The organism is Pseudomonas sp. NFPP04, from assembly GCF_900113815.1.
Lineage (GTDB): Bacteria > Pseudomonadota > Gammaproteobacteria > Pseudomonadales > Pseudomonadaceae > Aquipseudomonas > Aquipseudomonas extremorientalis.
Genome location: NZ_FOQS01000005.1, coordinates 161633 through 181973 on the forward strand (window position 1 = coordinate 161633; position 20341 = coordinate 181973).

The 20341-nt window shown below is 61.0% G+C and carries 16 protein-coding genes; 10 read left to right on the forward strand and 6 right to left on the reverse strand.

Translation table 11 applies throughout. The annotated features are described in order from the left end of the window. The first annotated feature begins 33 nt into the window (after positions 1–33). The 5 genes from clpP to BM017_RS12880 all read left to right on the forward strand — a co-directional run bounded on the left by clpP (position 34) and on the right by BM017_RS12880 (position 7162). Positions 34–669, forward strand: a complete 636-nt coding sequence (gene clpP, locus BM017_RS12860) for an ATP-dependent Clp endopeptidase proteolytic subunit ClpP (RefSeq protein ID WP_092244767.1) — start codon at positions 34–36, stop codon at positions 667–669. A 112-nt stretch (positions 670–781) separates the two neighbouring features. Further along, entirely contained in the window at positions 782–2065 is a 1284-nt protein-coding gene (clpX, locus tag BM017_RS12865; protein WP_003238279.1) for an ATP-dependent Clp protease ATP-binding subunit ClpX, read from the forward strand. A 173-nt stretch (positions 2066–2238) separates the two neighbouring features. Beyond that, positions 2239–4635 carry an endopeptidase La gene (gene lon, locus BM017_RS12870; protein WP_071492029.1) on the forward strand — a complete coding sequence of 799 codons (2397 nt, stop codon included), beginning with the start codon at positions 2239–2241 and terminating at the stop codon, positions 4633–4635. A 148-nt stretch (positions 4636–4783) separates the two neighbouring features. After that, positions 4784–5056, forward strand: a complete 273-nt coding sequence (locus BM017_RS12875; RefSeq protein ID WP_092244770.1) for an HU family DNA-binding protein — start codon at positions 4784–4786, stop codon at positions 5054–5056. A gap of 231 nt (positions 5057–5287) precedes the next feature. Next, the gene (locus BM017_RS12880) at positions 5288–7162 is read left to right on the forward strand and encodes a SurA N-terminal domain-containing protein (RefSeq protein WP_092244773.1); all 1875 of its coding nucleotides are present in this window, start codon (positions 5288–5290) and stop codon (positions 7160–7162) included. A 48-nt stretch (positions 7163–7210) separates the two neighbouring features. On the opposite strand, the gene BM017_RS12885 is transcribed toward BM017_RS12880, so the two are convergent. After that, positions 7211–7648 carry a helix-turn-helix domain-containing protein gene (locus tag BM017_RS12885; protein WP_092244776.1) on the reverse strand — a complete coding sequence of 146 codons (438 nt, stop codon included), beginning with the start codon at positions 7646–7648 and terminating at the stop codon, positions 7211–7213. A 79-nt stretch (positions 7649–7727) separates the two neighbouring features. Here BM017_RS12885 and BM017_RS12890 point away from each other — a divergent pair, with 79 nt between their 5' ends. Then, on the forward strand, positions 7728–8225 hold the full coding sequence (locus BM017_RS12890) for a DUF2938 domain-containing protein (protein ID WP_092244779.1): 498 nt from the start codon (positions 7728–7730) through the stop codon (positions 8223–8225). Positions 8226–8229: 4 nt separating this feature from the next. Here BM017_RS12890 and BM017_RS12895 read toward each other — a convergent pair whose 3' ends face one another. Next, positions 8230–9402 carry an MFS transporter gene (locus BM017_RS12895; RefSeq protein ID WP_092244782.1) on the reverse strand — a complete coding sequence of 391 codons (1173 nt, stop codon included), beginning with the start codon at positions 9400–9402 and terminating at the stop codon, positions 8230–8232. 118 nt (positions 9403–9520) lie between these two features. Between BM017_RS12895 and BM017_RS12900 the strand changes: the two genes are divergently transcribed. Together BM017_RS12900 and BM017_RS12905 are read left to right on the forward strand one after the other, a co-directional pair. Continuing rightward, a complete protein-coding gene (locus BM017_RS12900) occupies positions 9521–10420 on the forward strand; it encodes a LysR family transcriptional regulator (RefSeq protein WP_092244785.1) in 900 nt (299 codons plus the stop codon). A gap of 89 nt (positions 10421–10509) precedes the next feature. Next, positions 10510–11283, forward strand: coding sequence for a DUF2242 domain-containing protein (locus BM017_RS12905; RefSeq protein WP_092244788.1), 774 nt, complete (start codon positions 10510–10512; stop codon positions 11281–11283). A gap of 1 nt (position 11284) precedes the next feature. Here BM017_RS12905 and aceE read toward each other — a convergent pair whose 3' ends face one another. Continuing rightward, positions 11285–13945, reverse strand: a complete 2661-nt coding sequence (aceE, locus tag BM017_RS12910) for a pyruvate dehydrogenase (acetyl-transferring), homodimeric type (RefSeq protein WP_092244791.1) — start codon at positions 13943–13945, stop codon at positions 11285–11287. A 146-nt stretch (positions 13946–14091) separates the two neighbouring features. Here aceE and BM017_RS12915 point away from each other — a divergent pair, with 146 nt between their 5' ends. Continuing rightward, positions 14092–14562 (forward strand): MarR family winged helix-turn-helix transcriptional regulator, encoded by a 471-nt coding sequence (locus BM017_RS12915; RefSeq protein ID WP_071492022.1) that lies wholly within the window; start codon positions 14092–14094, stop codon positions 14560–14562. 23 nt (positions 14563–14585) lie between these two features. Here BM017_RS12915 and BM017_RS12920 read toward each other — a convergent pair whose 3' ends face one another. From BM017_RS12920 to BM017_RS12930, 3 genes are all read right to left on the reverse strand, one after another. Beyond that, positions 14586–15596, reverse strand: a complete 1011-nt coding sequence (locus BM017_RS12920; protein WP_092245518.1) for a transketolase-like TK C-terminal-containing protein — start codon at positions 15594–15596, stop codon at positions 14586–14588. Between the two features lie 333 nt (positions 15597–15929). Beyond that, positions 15930–16958, reverse strand: a complete 1029-nt coding sequence (locus BM017_RS12925) for an AraC family transcriptional regulator (RefSeq protein WP_092244794.1) — start codon at positions 16956–16958, stop codon at positions 15930–15932. After that, positions 16955–18085 (reverse strand): carbon-nitrogen hydrolase family protein, encoded by a 1131-nt coding sequence (locus tag BM017_RS12930; RefSeq protein ID WP_092244796.1) that lies wholly within the window; start codon positions 18083–18085, stop codon positions 16955–16957. The genes BM017_RS12925 and BM017_RS12930 overlap by 4 nt, the downstream gene beginning before the upstream one ends. A gap of 212 nt (positions 18086–18297) precedes the next feature. Between BM017_RS12930 and BM017_RS12935 the strand changes: the two genes are divergently transcribed. Continuing rightward, the gene (locus BM017_RS12935) at positions 18298–20337 is read left to right on the forward strand and encodes an NADPH-dependent 2,4-dienoyl-CoA reductase (protein ID WP_092244799.1); all 2040 of its coding nucleotides are present in this window, start codon (positions 18298–18300) and stop codon (positions 20335–20337) included. Positions 20338–20341: the final 4 nt, after the last annotated feature.

Consider the following 20341-nt stretch of genomic DNA (forward strand, 5'->3'; position numbering starts at 1 on the left):
CAAGACATGACTATTTGGGAGTAACTGCAGAGCATGTTCCGTAATTCCTATATTCAGCAGAACTCTGATATCCAGGCCGCTGGCGGCCTGGTCCCGATGGTTGTCGAGCAGTCCGCTCGTGGCGAACGCGCCTACGACATCTACTCGCGCCTGCTCAAGGAGCGAGTGATCTTTCTGGTGGGCCCCGTAGAGGACTACATGGCCAACCTGATCTGTGCGCAGCTGCTGTTCCTTGAAGCGGAAAACCCGGACAAGGACATCCATCTCTACATCAACTCCCCAGGCGGTTCGGTAACGGCGGGCATGTCGATCTACGACACCATGCAGTTCATCAAGCCGAACGTGTCGACCACCTGCATCGGCCAGGCCTGCAGCATGGGCGCGTTCCTGCTGACTGCCGGTGCCGAGGGCAAGCGCTTCTGCCTGCCCAACTCGCGCGTGATGATTCACCAGCCACTGGGCGGTTTCCAGGGCCAGGCGTCGGACATCGAAATCCACGCCAAGGAAATCCTGTTTATCCGCGAGCGCCTCAACACGCTGATGGCCAAGCACAGCGGGCGCACCCTGGAAGAAATCGAGCGCGATACCAACCGCGACAACTTCATGAGTGCCGAAGCGGCGCAGGCATATGGCCTGATCGACGCAGTGATCACCCAGCGTCCCGCTTAATATACGCCGCTCAAAATAGGGCTGGTCGGCATGTCCGACCACTGGCGGGCTTGAAAAAGCCCGCATAAGCCTTCATCTTGTGTTGCAAGCCTATCGGATTTGGATCGAACGAATGACTGACACCCGCAACGGCGAGGACAACGGCAAGCTGCTCTATTGCTCCTTCTGTGGCAAAAGCCAGCATGAAGTACGCAAATTGATTGCCGGCCCCTCGGTGTTTATCTGCGACGAATGCGTCGACCTGTGCAATGACATCATCCGTGAGGAGGTGCAGGAAGCCCAGGCCGAGAGCAGCGCGCATAAATTGCCTTCGCCTAAAGAAATCAGCGGCATCCTTGACCAGTATGTGATTGGTCAAGAGCGTGCAAAGAAGGTTCTGGCCGTAGCGGTATACAACCACTACAAGCGCTTGAACCAGCGTGACAAGAAAGGCGACGAAGTTGAACTCGGCAAGAGCAATATCTTGCTGATCGGTCCTACAGGCTCGGGTAAAACCCTGCTTGCAGAAACCCTCGCTCGCCTGCTGAACGTTCCGTTCACCATCGCCGACGCCACCACCCTTACCGAGGCTGGCTACGTGGGTGAAGATGTCGAGAACATCATTCAGAAACTGCTGCAGAAGTGCGACTACGACGTAGAGAAGGCCCAGATGGGTATTGTCTACATCGACGAAATCGACAAGATCTCGCGCAAGTCGGACAACCCGTCGATCACCCGGGACGTTTCCGGTGAAGGCGTGCAGCAGGCACTGTTGAAACTGATCGAAGGCACGGTCGCTTCCGTACCGCCACAAGGCGGCCGCAAGCACCCGCAGCAGGAATTCCTTCAGGTTGATACGCGCAACATCCTGTTCATCTGTGGCGGTGCGTTCTCCGGCCTGGAAAAAGTCATCCAGCAGCGTTCCACCCGTGGTGGCATTGGTTTCAGTGCAGAAGTGCGCAGCAAGGAAGAAGGCAAGAAGGTGGGCGAGTCCCTGCGTGAAGTCGAACCTGACGATCTGGTCAAGTTCGGTCTGATCCCTGAATTCGTTGGTCGTCTGCCGGTCCTGGCCACGTTGGACGAGTTGGATGAGGCGGCTTTGATTCAGATCCTCACCGAGCCGAAGAACGCCCTGACCAAGCAATACGCCAAGTTGTTCGAGATGGAAGGTGTAGACCTCGAGTTCCGTACCGACGCACTCAAATCAGTGGCCAAGCGGGCACTGGAGCGCAAGACCGGTGCACGTGGCCTGCGTTCGATTCTCGAAGGCGTGTTGCTCGACACCATGTACGAAATCCCCTCGCAGTCCGAGGTGAGTAAAGTGGTGATCGATGAAAGCGTTATAGAAGGCAAGTCCAAGCCACTGTATATCTACGAAAACAGTGAGCCGACTGCCAAGGCTGCGCCAGACGCGTAAGCGTTTCGCAGTGTTTGTATAAGCAAGGGGCCTCCAGGGGCCCCTTTGTTTTTACGGCGCTTTTTACGCAGGAGCGTTTACTGCGTTAACTGCTGGCAATAAGCTTGTTTTTTTTGCATGCAGACCCCATCTTGGTTTCAAGCTTACTTTTCAATTGTCATAGAGGCGAAATCATGAAGACAACCATCGAATTGCCTCTCCTGCCGTTGCGTGATGTCGTCGTCTATCCGCACATGGTTATCCCGCTGTTCGTGGGGCGCGAGAAGTCTATCGAAGCCCTCGAGGCCGCGATGACGGGCGACAAGCAGATCCTGCTGTTGGCCCAGAGAAATCCTGCCGATGATGATCCAGGCGAAGATGCCCTGTATCGCGTCGGTACCATTGCCACCGTGCTGCAACTGCTCAAGCTGCCCGATGGCACCGTCAAGGTGCTGGTGGAAGGCGAGCAGCGTGGCGCGGTGGAACGCTTCATGGAGGTGGATGGCCACCTGCGCGCCGAAGTGGCGCTGATCGACGAAGTCGAGGCCCCTGAGCGCGAGTCCGAAGTGTTTGTACGCAGCCTGCTCTCGCAGTTCGAGCAGTATGTGCAGTTGGGCAAGAAGGTCCCGGCTGAAGTCCTGTCCTCCCTCAACAGCATCGATGAGCCGAGCCGCCTGGTCGACACCATGGCCGCGCACATGGCGCTGAAGATCGAGCAGAAGCAGGACATCCTCGAAATCATCGACTTGCCGGCACGTGTAGAACATGTATTGGCACTGCTGGATGCCGAAATCGACCTGTTGCAGGTTGAGAAGCGCATTCGTGGTCGCGTGAAGAAGCAAATGGAGCGCAGTCAGCGCGAGTACTACTTGAATGAGCAGATGAAGGCCATTCAGAAGGAACTCGGCGACAGCGAGGAAGGCCACAACGAAATCGAAGAGCTGAAAAAGCGCATCGATGCCGCCGGCCTGCCGAAAGACGCCCTGACCAAAGCCACCGCCGAGCTGAACAAGCTCAAGCAGATGTCGCCGATGTCGGCCGAAGCCACCGTGGTGCGGTCCTACATCGACTGGCTGGTGCAGGTGCCGTGGAAGGCTCAGACCAAGGTACGCCTGGACCTCGCTCGTGCCGAAGACATTCTCGACGCCGATCACTATGGCCTGGAAGAAGTCAAGGAACGCATCCTCGAATACCTCGCTGTGCAAAAACGCGTGAAGAAGATTCGTGGCCCGGTGTTGTGCCTGGTTGGTCCGCCGGGTGTGGGTAAAACCTCCCTGGCCGAGTCGATTGCCAACGCTACCAACCGTAAGTTCGTGCGCATGGCCCTTGGTGGTGTACGGGATGAAGCGGAAATCCGTGGTCATCGCCGCACATACATCGGTTCGATGCCAGGAAGATTGATTCAAAAGATGACAAAGGTGGGTGTGCGCAACCCGCTGTTCCTGCTCGATGAAATCGACAAAATGGGCAGTGACATGCGAGGCGATCCGGCATCGGCGTTGCTGGAAGTGCTCGACCCCGAGCAGAACCACAATTTCAACGACCATTACCTGGAAGTCGACTACGACCTCTCCGATGTGATGTTCCTGTGCACCTCCAACTCCATGAACATCCCGCCAGCGCTGCTGGACCGGATGGAGGTGATTCGTCTGCCGGGTTACACCGAAGACGAAAAGATCAACATCGCCGTCAAATACCTCGCGCCCAAGCAGACGTCGGCCAATGGCCTGAAGAAAGGCGAGATCGAATTCGAGGTCGAGGCGATCCGCGACATCGTGCGCTACTACACCCGCGAGGCCGGTGTACGGGGCCTTGAGCGCCAGATTGCGAAGATCTGCCGCAAGGCGGTCAAAGAGCACGCACTGGAAAAACGCTTCTCGGTGAAGGTCACGGCCGACTCCCTGGAGCACTTCCTGGGCGTGCGCAAATTCCGCTACGGCCTGGCCGAACAGCAGGATCAGGTCGGCCAGGTGACTGGCCTGGCGTGGACCCAGGTGGGCGGCGAGTTGCTGACCATCGAAGCCGCAGTGATTCCAGGCAAAGGCCAGTTGATCAAGACCGGATCCCTCGGTGACGTGATGGTCGAGTCCATCACTGCCGCGCAGACCGTGGTGCGCAGCCGCGCCAGGAGCCTGGGGATCCCCCTGGACTTCCACGAGAAGCACGACACGCACATCCACATGCCGGAAGGGGCGACCCCCAAGGACGGCCCTAGCGCTGGTGTAGGCATGTGCACGGCCCTGGTATCGGCGTTGACCGGCATTCCGGTACGCGCCGATGTCGCCATGACCGGTGAAATCACCCTGCGTGGCCAGGTATTGGCTATCGGTGGCCTGAAAGAGAAATTGCTGGCTGCACACCGGGGCGGTATCAAGACCGTGATCATTCCTGAAGAGAATGTTCGCGACTTGAAGGAAATTCCTGACAATATCAAGCAGGATCTTCAGATTAAACCGGTTAAATGGATTGACGAGGTCCTGCAAATTGCGCTGCAATACGCGCCGGAGCCCTTGCCGGATGTGGCTCCGGAGATAGTTGCAAAGGACGAAAAACGCGAGTCTGATTCCAAGGAAAGAATTAGCACGCATTAATGTGTTAAAGCCTGGGGGCTTCCTTGACAGCTTTTTAGAGCCCTTGTTATAAAGCGGCTCTTAAGTGTCTGTAGGCCATTCAGCACTGGTTTTTGCTTTCACCAAAAAACTTAGAATCATACTCAATAGATATATAAGGGGACTTAGAGTGAACAAGTCGGAACTGATTGATGCTATCGCTGCATCCGCTGATATCCCGAAAGCTGCTGCTGGCCGTGCGCTGGATGCAGTAATCGAATCCGTCACTGGCGCTCTGAAGGCCGGCGACTCCGTGGTACTGGTAGGCTTCGGTACTTTCTCTGTGACTCACCGCCCAGCTCGCACTGGCCGTAACCCACAGACTGGCAAAGCACTGCAAATCGCTGCCGCCAAGAAACCAGGTTTCAAAGCCGGTAAAGCCCTGAAAGAAGCCGTTAACTAAGCTTCGACCAAGCCTTTACCTACCCGGGTCGGACGCAGGTTCGACCTGGCAGCGGAGCGGCCAGCAGACCCAGGTATTCATCGGGTCGCCAAGCCGGGGGGAGAACGAAAACCCCCGTCCGCTCCGCCAGTTGCGAGAAGGCGCATCCTTGGATGCGCCTTTCTTATATCCGTACTCTACCCACGCTCCACGGTTGCCTATTCTTGAAGTTCAACCGTTTCTGGGGGACGCATGCTGCAAAATATCAGGGACAATTCACAAGGCTGGATTGCCAAGACCATTATCGGGATCATCGTCGCGTTGATGGCGTTCACCGGTATCGAGGCCATTTTCCAGGCTTCGGGTAACAACAAGCAGGACGTGGCCAAGGTCAACGGTGAAGAAATCACCCAGACCGAACTGAGCCAGGCCGTCGACATGCAACGCCGCCAGCTGATGCAACAGCTGGGCAAGGATTTCGATGCTTCGCTGCTGGACGAAAAACTGCTGCGCGACGCGGCCCTCAAGGGCCTGATCGATCGCAAGCTGCTGCTGCAAGGCGCCGCCGACTCCAAGTTTGGCTTCTCCGAAGCTGCACTGGATCAGGTGATCCTGCAGACGCCGGAATTCCAGGTGGACGGCAAGTTCAGCCCTGACCGCTTTGACCAGGTTATTCGCCAACTGGGCTACACCCGTATGCAGTTCCGTCAGATGCTGACCCAGGAAATGCTGATCGGCCAGGTTCGCGCAGGCATCGCCGGCAGCGGTTTTGTGACCGACGCGGAAGTCCTGGCATTCGCCCGCCTGGAAAAGCAGACCCGCGATTTCGCCACCGTCAACATCAAGGCCAACCCTGCCGCGGTGAAACTCACCGACGACGAGGTCAAGGCTTACTACGACCAGCATGCCAAAGAGTTCATGACCCCTGATCAAGTGGTCATCGACTATCTGGAACTGAAGAAGTCTTCCTTCTTCGATCAGGTCACCGTGAAGGACGATGAGTTGCAGGCCGCCTATCAGAAAGAAATCGCCAACCTTGCTGAGCAGCGTCGTGCCGCGCACATTCTGATTGAAGTCAACGACAAGACCACCGACGCGCAAGCCAAGGCCAAGATCGAAGAAATCCAGGCACGCCTGGCCAAGGGTGAGAAGTTCGAAGCCCTGGCCAAGGAGTTCTCCCAGGATCCAGGCTCGGCCAGCAACGGCGGTGACCTGGGCTTTGCCGGCCCTGGCGTCTACGACCCGGACTTCGAAACCGCCTTGTACGCGTTGAACAAGGACCAGGTATCGGCACCGGTGCGCAGCAGCTTCGGTTGGCACCTGATCAAGCTGCTCGGCGTTGAAGCACCGCAAGTGCCGACCTTTGCCAGCCTGAAAGACAAGCTGACCAAAGAGCTCAAGACCCAGCAGGTCGAGCAGCGTTATGTCGAAGCGACCAAACAATTGGAAGATGCGGCATTCGAAGCCTCCGACCTGGCCCAGCCGGCGTCCGACCTGAAACTGACTGTACACACCTCCGCGCCGTTTGGCCGTGAAGGAGGCGAAGGTGTTGCGGCCAACCGGGCCGTGGTCACCGCTGCGTTCAGCCCGGAAGTGCTGGATGAGGGTGCCAACAGCAGCGCTATCGAGCTGGACCCGGAAACCATCATCGTGCTGCGTGCCAAAGAGCACCTGAAGCCTTCGCAACTGCCGCTGGAAAGCGTCGCAGCGGCGATCCGCACCCAGATGGCCAAGGAACGCGCCAGCGCGGCTGCCAAGACTCACGCTGACGAGCTGATCGCCAGCCTGCGTGATGGCAAGACCCCGCTGAACCAGCCGGTCGACGGCCAGGCCTGGAAGATCACTGAAGCCGCTACCCGTAGCCAGGAAGCGATCGACCCTGCCGTGCTGCAAGCCCTGTTCCGCATGCCCAAGCCTGCGGCCAAGGACAAGCCGACCTTCACCATCGTGACCCTGGCGGATGGTAGCCTGGTCATCGTGCGCCTGAACGGCGTCAACGAAGCCGCTGCGCCAACGGACGAAGAAAAGGCGCAATACCGCCGCTTCCTCGCCTCCCGTGTCGGTCAGCAGGACTTCGCGGCCTACCGCAAGCAGTTGGAAACCAAGGCTGACATCAAGAAGTTCTGATGTCGGTTTGACTCAAAAGCCCCCGGCCTGAAAAGACCGGGGGCTTTTTTATGGGCGCTGGAGTGGACTGCCCGATGGGGTACGCGCCGTTCTGCTCCTTTTCAGCGTGCCTGCCGCGACCTTGAGCAAGCGCTGGAAATTCGGGCATTGCCCATGGTCAGGTGCCGGGCAGTCCGCCGCATGCCGCAAGCCCTGACTCATCGCTTTCAGGCGCTTGATGGTCGCGTCGATGCTGTCGGCCTTGTCCAGCAACAGCTGTCTGTCCACCTGCAATACGCCCTCGAAGGGCAGCATGCTGCGGATTTCATCCAGCGACAGGCCGCCGGCTTGTCCGAGGGCGATCAGCGCCAATTGATCGAGCACGGCGGGCCTGAAGTGGCGCCGTTCCCCTGGGGCACTGGTCGCGGTGATCAACCCGGCCTTCTCGTAAAACCGCACGGTGGAGGAGGGCAGCCCCGTACGCCGGGCCACTTCCGAGATATCCATGATGCCTCCCTTGACTTGAAGTTGACTTCAACTTCTATCCTGCCTGTGAACGAGGGGCTCATCAATCGGAGGGCAGGTCATGTTGTCGATGGAAGAAGGTGTAAGGCTGGTATTGATCGGGATCGGGGCGACTGTCGTGATGGATGTGTGGTCGATGATTCTCAAAGGCTTGGGCATTACAACGCTCGATTACTCGATGGTGGGCCGCTGGGCCGGCCACCTGCGTCACGGCACGCTTGCCCATGCCAGTATCGGCAAGGCCTCGCCGGTACGCGGCGAATCGGCGCTGGGCTGGGCGATTCACTATGCCGTGGGTATCGCCTTTGCGGCGCTGTTGGTGAGTATCTACGGCGTGCAATGGCTGCATGATCCCCAATGGTTGCCTGCGTTGATGGTGGGCACGCTGACGGTGGTGATCCCTTACTTCGTGATGCAGCCCGCGATGGGCGCGGGTGTGGCGGCGTCTCGCACACCAACACCTTGGAGAAATCGCCTGCGCAGTGTGCTGTCCCATGGCGTGTTTGGTGCCGGTCTGTATCTTTCGGCCGTGGTGCTCAGCCATGTACGGTCTTATTGATTCTTCAGCTGCGGGCGCCTCTCGACGCCCCGGCCAATGCCCACAGCATCAGCAACACCACCGCCCAGGGAAATGCGGCGACGCCCCAGCCCTGGAGCAACACCCCGCCCGCGAGGCCGCCGCCAGCGATGCCCAGGTTCCACACGGTCACCAGCATCGATTGCGCGGCGTCCGCCGACTCACCTGCCGATTTGGCCAGTGCGGTTTGCAGCAACGCGGGCAACCCGCCGAACGCCAGGCCCCACAGCGCGACCGCGAGGTAGATAGCCGCCGGCAGGTTCATCCAGAACGCCAGCGCCAAGGCGACCAGACCGAACAGCGCACAACTGATCAGCAGTAACGGGCGTAACCACCGATCAATCAATACACCCGCCAGCCAGATGCTCAGCAACGCGGCAAGGCCAAACACCAGCAGCACTTGGTCAATATCGGCGGCAATCCCCGCCGGCACCAGCAGCGGCGCGATGTAGGTGTAGAGAATGTTGTGGGCGAGCACGTAGGTAAAGGTTACCCATAGCACCGGACGGATACCCGGCAAGCTGAACACTTGATGCAGCCCCAAGCGGTTGCCCGCTGGTTCGCCGGCGAAATCCGGCAGTTGCAGGCGTGCCCAGATCAGTAGCACCAGCGTCAGCCCGGTCATGATTGCAAAACTCAGGCGCCAGCCAACCGCAGCCCCCAGAAAGGTGCCGGCGGGCACACCCAGCGACAGGGCCAGCGGTGCACCCAGCATCGCGACTGCGATGGCCCGGCCCTGCAGGTGGGGCGCGACCATTCGGCTGGCATAGCCCGCCAACAGCGCCCACAGCAGTCCGGCGAATACACCGGCAAAGAAGCGCGCCACCAGCGTCAGCCCATAGTGGGCGGATAGCGCGGTCACACTGTTGACCAGGGCAAAGCCGCCGATCGCGATCAGCAACAACGGGCGGCGTCGCCAGCTTCGGGTCAACAGTGTCAGGGGGATGGCCGCCAGCAGTGATCCAAGGGCGTACAGTGTAACCAATTGACCGACCAGCGCGGGCGACACGCCCAGGCCTTCGCCCATCTGCGGCAGGAGCCCGGCGGGCATGGCTTCGGTGAGGATAGTGATAAAGCCGGCGCTGGCCAGGGCCAGTAATCCTCCCAGCGGCAGTGTTTCTTTTCGGGCGGTCACGGGGGAATCGGTGAGAGAGGTCATCGCGCTCTATCCATGCAAAAGGGCAGCCGGCAGAGTAGAGGGCTGTGATCTGCGGAAAAACAGGCTAAGGTTCCGAACTTATCGGACGCTTGTGTCCGTAATTTCCAAGGATTCACCCATGGACAGTCTGGGTAGCCTCTCTGTATTCGTGCAGGTGGCAGAAACGCGTAGCTTCACCGTCGCCGGGCGCGTGTTGGGTGTGTCGTCGTCGGCCGTCGGCAAAAGCATTGCGCGGCTGGAAGACCGCCTGGGCGTGCGGCTGTTTCATCGCAGCACCCGCAGCATCACTTTGACTAGCGAAGGTGCGCTATTGCTGGAGCGTTCGCGCAGGATCCTGGCCGAGGTCGAGGCGGCTGAGCGGGAGCTGACAGACGCCAGTGCCACGCCCCGTGGCACGCTGCGCATCAGTGTGCCACAGGTGCGTGGCCTGCTGATGCCGGTGCTCAGTGATTTCATGCGTGCGTACCCGGAGATCGAGTTGGATGTGGATTTTTCCGACCGCATGGTGGACGTGATCGAGGAAGGTTTCGATGCGGTGATTCGCACCGGCAAGCCGGAAGATTCGCGCTTGATGGCACGCCACCTGGGGCATTACCGGTTGGTGCTGGTGGGTACGCCAGCCTATTTTCGCCAGCACGGCACCCCACGACAGCCGCAGGACTTGAACGGCCATGCCTGCCTGCGCCACAAGTTCTGCGCCACTGGCAAGCTGGAACCCTGGCCGTTACGCCTGGCCCCCGGCGCGTCGGAGCCGGTCCTGCGCACTCCGTTGGTCAGTACCACCATCGAGTCCCTCAAGCATGTGGTGCTCGACGGGTTGGGGATCGCCTGCCTGCCGGACTACATGGTCGAACAGGCCGTGCAGGAGGGGCGCCTGCAAAGGGTGCTGGATGATTTTCTGGAACACCGAGGCAGTTTCTGGATGTTATGGCCATCAAGTCGCCATGCTTCGGTCAAGTTGCGCGTGTTTATTGATCATATGTGTGCAGGTCTTTTTCCTACGGGCGGCGTAAGGTAAGGCTGTGACGTTTTACCGACAGGAATGCGCGCGCCAAGGCCTCGTTCTGTTGCACAATACCGCCCGGACCGTTTTCCTCAGGATTTTCAATGTCGACATCATTTCACTTGCGTAGCCTCGGGCTGGCGCTGGTGCTGGCGGGCGCCGCGGGCTGCTCGTCACCCAAGACCGCCATTTATGAACATGAGAATTTCGACGACTCCGGTACGTTTTCCCGCGATTACCCGGTCACCGATGTGGCGGCGTGCGAAGCGGCGCGACGTGCCTTGCTGAGCCAGGGCTATATCATCACCAGCAGCGATCCGAAACTGGTGGTGGGTAACAAGAGCTTCCAGCAGACCGGCGAGACCCACCTGCAGATCAGCTTCAACGTGGTGTGTGCCGACGATGGCAAAGGTACCAATCACTCGACCATGTTCGCCAACGCCTTGCAGGACCGTTACGCGCTGAAGAAGGTCAACAACTCCGCGAGCCTGGGCGTGGGCGTGCTGGGTTCGGTGTCGATGCCGATCGGTTCCACCGATGACTCGATGGTGAAGGTGGCGAGCGAGACCGTTTCGGCACCGAAATTCTACGAGCGCTATTTTGCGCTGGTGGACGTGTTCTTGCCTCAGGAAGTGAAGAAGGCCGCGCATATCCCCGAGCAGCCGAAAGCCGAGCTGGGTGTGCCGGAACCTAAAACCGCACCGGCAGCAGAGAAAACCGAATCGCCGAAGGAGGAGCCTGCCGTTTCCCAGCCCGTCACGCCGCCTGCCGAGGCCGCGCCGATTGCGCCGCAGGCGGAACCCGCGCCGGCTACCAGTAACCCGGACCTGCCGGCACCGACAGAAGCGATTCCGCCCCTGCCGACACCGGCGCAGTAATTCATACCGCCACGGGGTTGACCTTGTCGACGTTGATCCCGTAGCGGCTGATGGCTTCACTGACTTTTTCACGACCGATAACGCCGTCATCCGCCAACGCCTTCAAGGCTGTCAGCGCGATGAAATACCGGTCCACTTCGAAGAACGCGCGCAGGGTGTCACGGGTATCCGATTGCCCGAAGCCGTCCGTGCCCAGGGCCACAAAGCGTCGGCCGTGGACAAAGGGGCGGATCTGATCGGCGAACAGCTTCATGTAGTCCGTCGCCACCACCACCGGCCCGTTCTGCCCGGCCAGGCATTGCTCCACATAACTTACCCGTGGCTCGCTCTGCGGGTGCAGCAGGTTCCAGCGTTCGGCTGCATGCCCGTCGCGGCGCAATTCGGTAAGGCTGGTGGCGCTCCACACAGTGCTGTGCACGCCGAAGTCCTGCTCAAGCAGCTCGGCCGCCGCGATCACTTCGCGCAGGATTGAGCCACTGCCCATCAGTTGCACCTGGGCCTGCTCGCTGGTCTTGAGCGGGTACATGCCCTTCAGAATCCCGTCTTCCACCCCTTCGGGCATCGCCGGGTGCGGGTAATTCTCGTTGAGCAGGGTGATGTAGTAGTAGATGTCCTCCTGTTCCACGTACATCCGCCGCATGCCTTCGCGAATGATCACCGCCAGCTCGTAGGCAAATGTCGGGTCGTAGGACACGCAGCACGGAATCACCGACGACAGGATATGGCTGTGTCCATCGTCATGCTGCAAGCCTTCGCCCATCAGCGTGGTGCGGCCGGCCGTGGCCCCCAGCAAAAAACCGCGTGCCCGTGCATCGCCGGCCGCCCAGGCCAGGTCGCCGACCCGCTGGAAGCCGAACATCGAATAGAAGATATAGAACGGCACCGTCATCAAGCCGTGGTTGCTGTAAGACGTACTGGCCGCGATCCACGAGGAAATGGCGCCCGACTCATTCAGGCCTTCCTGCAGGATCTGTCCGTCCTTGCTTTCCTTGTAGTAGCTCAGTTGCCCTGCGTCCTGCGGGGTGTAGAGCTGGCCTACGGCGGAGTGGATGCCAATCTGACGGAACAGGCTTTCCATGCCAAAGGTGCGCGACTCGTCCGGCACGATAGGCACGATCAGTTTGCCCAGGTGCGGGTCCTTGAGCAGGGTGCCGAGGATGCGCACAAAGGCCATGGTGGTGGAGATCGCCCGTTCGCCGGTGTCCTTGAGCTGGGTGGCAAAGGCGGCGAGTTCGGGGATCTGCAAGGGTTCGACCGCACTGTGGCGTGCCGGTACATAGCCGCCCAGGGCCTGGCGGCGCGCCGCGAAGTAACGGGCTTCTTCGCTGTCGGCGGCGGGCTTGAGGTAGGGAATGTCGGCGAGTTGCTCGTCCGCGACTTCCAGGCCAAAACGATCGCGGAAGGCTCTTACCGCGTCTGCGCCCATCTTCTTCAATTGATGGTTGATGTTCTGGCCTTCGCCGGCTTCACCCATGCCGAAACCCTTGACGGTTTTCGCCAGGATCACCGTAGGCTGGCCGCTATGGCGCACAGCGGCGGCGTAGGCGTTGTAGACCTTGTCCGGGTCATGCCCGCCCCGTGAGAGCTTCCAGATTTCGTCGTCGGACATGTCCGCAACCAATGCCAGCAACTCCGGGTATTTGCCGAAGAAATGTTCGCGCACATAAGCGCCGTTCTGCGACTTGTAGTTCTGATAGTCGCCGTCCACGCATTCCATCATGCGTTGGCGCAGCAGGCCGCTGTGGTCTTTGTCCAGCAGGGCGTCCCAACCACCGCCCCAGATCACTTTGATCACGTTCCAACCGGCGGCGCGATACAGGCTTTCGAACTCCTGGATCACCTTGGCATTACCGCGCACCGGGCCGTCCAGGCGTTGCAGGTTGCAATTGACCACAAAGATCAGGTTGTCGAGTTTCTCGCGCCCGGCCAGGGAGATGGCGGCCAGGGATTCCGGCTGGTCCATTTCGCCATCACCGAGGAAGGCCCAGACCTTGCGCCCCTGGTGGGGTTTGAGGTCGCGCAGTTCCAGGTAGCGCATGAAGCGCGCCTGGTAAGCGGCAGTGATCGGGCCAAGGCCCATGGACACGGTGGGGAATTGCCAGAAGTCCGGCATCAGCCGTGGGTGCGGGTAGGACGAAATACCCTCGCCACCGGCCTCACGGCGGAAGTTGTCGAGTTGCGCTTCGCTGATGCGGCCCTCCAGGTAGGCGCGGCCATAAATGCCGGGGGAGGAGTGGCCCTGGATGTACACCAGGTCGCCGTCAAAGTGCTCGGTACGGCCACGAAAGAAGTGGTCGAAGCCTACGTCGTAGAGCACGGCGGCTGACGCATAGGTTGCGATATGCCCACCCACCCCTGAGTGCTTGCCTGCACGCAACACCATTGCCATGGCATTCCAGCGGATAAACGCATTGATACGGCGTTCGATGGCCAGGTTGCCGGGGTAGGGCAACTGACGGTCCACCGGGAGGGTATTGACGTACGGCGTGGTCACCCGCCCGTAGAAGTCGCCATGCCGCGCCACGTCGAAATCCAGCAACTGATCGATCAGGTAGTGCGCGCGGGGCCGGCCTTCAGTGGACAACACCGATTCGATGGACTCCAGCCACTCGCGGGTTTCCTGTGGGTCGTCGTCGCGTCTGACAGCGTTGTTCGGGGTCATGTGAGGCTCCAGGGTAGGCAGGTTTGAAGTGACGGGCTCCTTGTGGGAGTGTCGGTAAATGTAATTGCAATTGCAACTACATGACCGAATCTAGCGCGGGATGAGCTACTATTGCAACCTTCTTGAAATTCCCCGGATGGTGTTGCATGTCGTCGAAAGAGCCGGATGTATGGTTCCGTTTTGTCAGGGCCCACAGGACGGTCATCCGTGAAATCGAGCGTCGCCTGGCTGAGGCGGACCTGCCGCCGTACGCCTGGTACGACGCGCTATGGGGGCTGGAAAGCGGCCCCGACGGCACCCGCCGCATGCACGAATTGGCCGACGTGCTGGCCATCGAACGCTACAACCTCACGCGGCTGGTCGACCGCCTGGAAAAGGACGGTCTGGTGGTACGTTCCCGCTCCGACGGTGATGGCCGCGCGGCGTTTGCCTCGATCACCGAGGCCGGTCGGGTGCTGCGTAAAAAGATGTGGAAGATCTACGAAAGCACGGTGGATGAGTTGTTTCTGTCGCAGATTGAGCCCGAGCAGCGCCAGGGCTTCGCCGACGCGTTGGAGCGCACCGCCGGGCTGGCGATGGAGGCGGGCGTGCAGACCCGCAGTCGCCGCAAAATCTGAAACCCTGCGGCGCTGCCTTGCCGTCACTCGCATTCCACTGCATAGCGCTTCATCGCGTCCTGCACTTGCCGTGTGTCGATCCGCCCTTCATCCGCCAATGCCCTGAGCGCCGATACCACGATCCAATATCGACTCGGCGCCGCCGCCTGTACCGACCCCGCGCCCAGCGCCACAAAGCGTGCATCCACGTGCGCCCCCAACTGATCGACAATCGCCTGCGGATACCCGGTCACCGCAATTACCGGCGCAGCGCTCCCCGCCAGGCAATCACGCAAATGGCAACCGCGCTTGGTCAGTCTTGGGTGCAGGCGATTCCAGCGTTCAGCGGCCGCTGCCTCGCGGGCCAGTCGTGTGTAGCTGGGGCAGCTCCATGGCTGCGCGCTGATGTTCCAGTGCTGTTTGAGCAAGCGCCTGGCGTGCACCACCTCGTCAAGCGCGCGGCCTGCGCCGAGCAATCGCACATCGACGGGGCTGTTGCGCTGGAGTGGGTACATGCCCTTGAGCGCGGCCTCTCGGTCCTGCTCGCCCAACGGCGCTGCACTGTCCTGATCGTGCAACGCGAGGTAATAGAAACCGGGCTCGCCCTCGACATACAGGCTTCGCAACGCCGCGAGCACAATCGCGCGGGCTTCTTCCCCCGAGGCCGGGTCATACGGGGTACAGCGCGGATGAGTGGCCAGCCACAACGGCAAGGACGGCTGCGCACCTTTGGGCCACCGGGAGGGCTGGTTTTCAATGTCGTTGCACAGGATGCCGCGCTGCCGGGTAACGTTCGATAGCGCGCTCAACTGTGCCGCCGAGTGCGCGCTGTGCAGGTACAGCAAGGGTTTTTCCACGGCGTTGCGGGCGAACCAGGCGGGCCAGTTACCCACGCGTCGGGAGTGCGACTGGCCGTGGATCACCCAGGCCTGGCGGCTGGATTCGAGGGTGCTGGCCATGCTGATCACGGTGTGCAACGGTGACCGGCTGGCGGGGGTGGCAGTGCTCAAGGCGTCGATACAGAGCTGCGCGGCGTGTGCGGTAGCGGCGGTCATGGAGAGGGTCACCTGGCGACGAATGCCCATACCCTAATGGAAATTCGCATTTAATTGCAATTGCAATGATTGCAATAGTGCCTCATTCCTCGGGTGCTAAATCCCTGCAGCGCTGCTACGTTTAATCCTTGAGTGCAGGAACGTCATGACGTCGACATTTTTTCGTCATCACGGCACTTTAGGCTGGTGATGCAGGTCATTTATCTGCAACCCCTGTTAACGCAAGAAGGAGTCCGCCATGGACGATTACCAGGAAGAACTGCTTGAGTACCACGCGATTGAGTTGGACCCGCTGGAACCGGCAGACGATGCAACAGAGCTGTAATAAAGACTTCAGGCGGAATGCCGCTGACTGCGGCGAAATTCCCCTGGGGTCTGGTTGTTCCACCGCCTGAAGGCCCGTTGAAATGCCTGGGCCGAGGCAAAGCCGAGCAAGTAGGCGATCTCGCCGAACGCCAGTTCCGTGTCGCGGATGTAGGTCATGGCCAGGTCACGACGGGTGTCGTTGAGAATCGCGCGAAACTGAGTGCCTTCATCGGCCAGTTTGCGGCGCAGCGTCCAGGTCGGCAGCTTCAAGCGTGCCGCCACTTCTTCCAGGTCGGGTTCCCGGCCGCCATTGAGCATCGGCCCGAGCAAACGGGTAATGCGCTCGCGCAGGCTGCGGGTGCGGGTCAGTTGCTCCAACTCTCGCTCACACAGCTGCAACAACAGGTTCCAGGTACTGGGGCAGTGCTGCGGGTTGCGCAGGGCCAGGGTGTGCTGGCTGAGGCGCAGTTGATTGGCGTCGGCACCGAAGTGAACGTCTCCCAGCGCGTCGTAGCGTTCGCTGTACTCCGGCGCCTCGAACTCGATGTCGATACGCTGCGCCTGCACCGGTTGCCGGGCCAGGCTCGACAACTGATGCAGCCAGCCGGCGATGATCGAGTCCACCACGAAGCGGTTGTAGGCGTTGTAGGGGCTGATGGAGTAGAAGCGCAACCAGGCGCCCTCGGCATCCTCGACGAAGCTCGACTGCCCGCGATAGTTGGAGCCGTACAGCGCCTCGAAACGCGTTAATGCGCGCGCCGCCTCGCGCACGTTGGGCGCCTGGTCGGCGGTGACGCCGGCGAGCCCCGCCTGGCTCAAGCGGCTGAGCTGGCCCATGCGCAGGCCCAGGCCCGGGTCGCCGGTGAGCTGGATGGCGGCGTGGCCCAGGCGCATGTAACGCGGGATCGACAAGCGTGCACCGGCTTCGGCGAGGCGCGCCGAGTCGAGTCCGTATTGCAGTAGCAGCGGCTGCGGGTCCAGGCCGTGGCTGCTGATGGCATCGGCCAGGCTGTGCACGAAGCCCACCGACAGGTCCCCCAGCCGTACCGGTTTCACAGCCAGATATTCAACAAGCGCGCGCCACGGGCCTCGCCATCGGCGCTGATTTGCCCGTTGCTGCTGAGAAAACTGTGCCCGGCGGTGCCCAGGTCCCAGAACTGCCCGCGCAGGAACACGCTCATGCCGGCGCTGGCCTGGCTGATCGGTTGCTGGCTGATCAGCGTAAGACGGCGCCAGGCTTCGCCTTCACTGAGTTCTTCGGGCTTGAGGCTGATTTCGGTCGGGGTGGACACGCTTTTGAAGCCGCGCCACGGACGGTCCCAGGTATCGCGACCCAGCACAAAGGCTGGCACCGCGATCAATTGCGCGCCTTGTTCGTTGAGCTTGCGGTAGTTGTCCGGGTACCAGCTGTCGCTGCCGACCAGCACCCCCAGGCGCCCGGCCGGAGTGTCGACCACGCTGACCATGTTTTCATCGCCAGGCTTGATGAATCCGCGCTCATCGTAGATCGGGTAGAGCTGGCGCTGCGGATCGCCGATCGGCAAGCCGTCGGCGGCAAACACCACGCTGGCGTTATACAAGGCGCCATGGCCGACCTGCAGTTGACCCTGGCTCACGCTCGGGTTCGGCAGGGTGATGGAGCCGGCCACCAACGTAACGCCGAACTCCTTGGCCAGGCCGCCGAACAACAGCTGATAGTCCCGTGCCATGCCCGAGGCTTTCATACGCAGGTAGGCGTCGTCGGTGCGGTTGTCGCCGGTGGCGCTGATCCAGGCGCGGGCGAACAGCAGCGGGTTGCTGACCGACAGCCAGTTCATCGCATCTTTCACATGGAGCGCCTGGTACACCTCGTTTTTTTCGCCGGTGAGCATCAGCCAGGTGCCGATATGTTCGGGCAGCACCACGATGGTCTTGTCATTGATCAGCCCCTGGTCCCGGGCTTTTTGCAAGTACGCCGCGAGCTTCAGGTGCAGGCGTTCCAGGCTCTGGTAGTCGGCGGGGAACAGTTCCGGCTGGATGCCCAGCAGGTTGCCACGGTCGGCAGGCAGGCCTTCGTTGACGGCGAGGGTGATCCGCAGGTCCGACAGGTAATGCGCCACGGGGCGTTCCTGGGTCCAGACCAGATAGGCGGCGATGGCGGCAACCAGCGCCAGGGAGACGGTAAGAGCAAGAAGTTTACGCATGGGGGAACAGACAACAGACCGTGTGCAGGGTTCGCCGGCTAGGGTAGGGCCCATGGGCGGGCTTGCCAAGGGGCGCTGTGCATTTGGATCAATAACTTGTCAGTTTCAGTCATTGAGCCGTCATCCACCGCCTCTTAGTCTGTGGGACATAAACCGATGGCGGGTCGCACGAGCCCGTCACACCCCGTGATGATCCGTTGTGGAGCTTGACCATGACCGCTGCTGCCTACCCGCATCTGCTGGCCCCGTTGGACCTGGGTTTTACCACTTTGCGCAACCGTACCCTGATGGGTTCGATGCACACTGGCCTTGAAGAGAAACCCGGCGGGTTCGAACGCATGGCTGCCTATTTTGCCGAGCGCGCCCGGGGCGGCGTGGGCCTGATGGTCACCGGCGGCATTGGCCCGAATGATGAGGGCGGGGTGTACGCCGGCGCAGCCAAGCTGACCACCGAGGAAGAAGCACAAAAACACAAGATCGTGACCCAGGCGGTGCACGCGGCGGGTGGCAAGATCTGCATGCAGATCCTCCACGCCGGCCGATATGCCTACAGCCCCAAACAGGTCGCGCCGAGTGCGATCCAGGCGCCGATCAACCCGTTCAAGCCCAAGGAGCTGGACGAAGAGGGCATCGAGAAGCAGATCCAGGATTTCGTCACCTGCTCGCTGCTGGCCCAGGTCGCCGAGTACGATGGCGTGGAAATCATGGGCTCCGAAGGCTACTTCATTAACCAGTTCCTCGCGGCCCACACCAACCACCGTACCGACCGCTGGGGTGGCAGCTACGAAAACCGCATGCGCCTGGCAGTGGAAATCGTGCGTCGTGTGCGTGAAGCCGTGGGTCCGAATTTCATCATCATCTTCCGCCTGTCGATGCTCGACCTGGTGGAAGGCGGCAGCACCTGGGAAGAAATCGTGCAGTTGGCCAAGGCCATCGAGGGCGCCGGTGCGACGATCATCAACACCGGTATCGGCTGGCACGAAGCGCGCATCCCGACCATCGCCACCAAGGTGCCGCGTGGCGCGTTCAGCAAAGTCACCGCCAAGCTGCGCGGGGCGGTGCAGATTCCGTTGATCACCACCAACCGTATCAACACCCCGGAAATCGCCGAGCAGATCCTGGCCGAAGGCGATGCCGACATGGTCTCCATGGCACGCCCGTTCCTGGCCGACCCGGAGTTCGTCAACAAGGCCGCCGCCGGCCGCGCCGATGAGATCAATACCTGCATCGGCTGCAACCAGGCGTGCCTGGACCACACCTTTGGCGGCAAGCTGACCACTTGCCTGGTCAACCCACGGGCGTGCTACGAAACCGAGCTCAACTATTTGCCCGTCCAGCAGGTCAAGAAGATCGCCGTGGTCGGTGCCGGTCCTGCCGGCCTGGCCGCTGCGACGGTGGCCGCCGAGCGTGGCCACCACGTGACCTTGTTCGATTCCGCCAGCGAGATCGGCGGCCAGTTCAACATCGCCAAGCGGGTGCCGGGCAAAGAGGAGTTCTTCGAAACCCTGCGCTATTTCAAGCGCAAATTGCAGACCACCCATGTGGAGCTGTGCCTCAACACCCGCGTGGACGTGGCGCAACTGGCGGCGGGCGGCTATGACGAGATCATCCTGGCGACCGGTATCGCGCCACGCACCCCGGCGATCGCGGGGATCGACAACGCCAAGGTGCTGAGCTACCTGGACGTGATCCTGGAGCGCAAACCGGTCGGCAAGCGCGTGGCGGTGATCGGCGCGGGCGGTATCGGTTTCGACGTGTCTGAGTTCCTCGTGCATCAGGGCGTGTCCACCAGCCTGGACCGCGAAGCGTTCTGGAAGGAATGGGGCATCGACACCCAGTTGCAAGCCCGTGGTGGCGTGGCCGGGATCAAGCCGCAACCCCATGCCCCGGCGCGTGAAGTGTTCCTGCTGCAACGCAAGACCTCCAAGGTCGGCGACGGCCTGGGCAAGACCACCGGCTGGATCCACCGTACTGGTTTGAAGAACAAGCAGGTGCAGATGCTCAACAGTGTCGAGTACCTGAAGATCGACGATGCCGGCCTGCATATCCGCATTGGCGCCGAGGGCGAACCCCAGGTGCTGGCGGTGGACAACATCGTCATTTGCGCCGGCCAGGACCCGTTGCGCGAATTGCAGGACGGCCTGGTCGCCGCCGGCCAGAACGTACATCTGGTCGGCGGCGCCGATGTGGCGGCCGAGCTGGACGCCAAGCGCGCCATCAACCAGGGCTCGCGCCTCGCGGCCGAGCTATAAGACC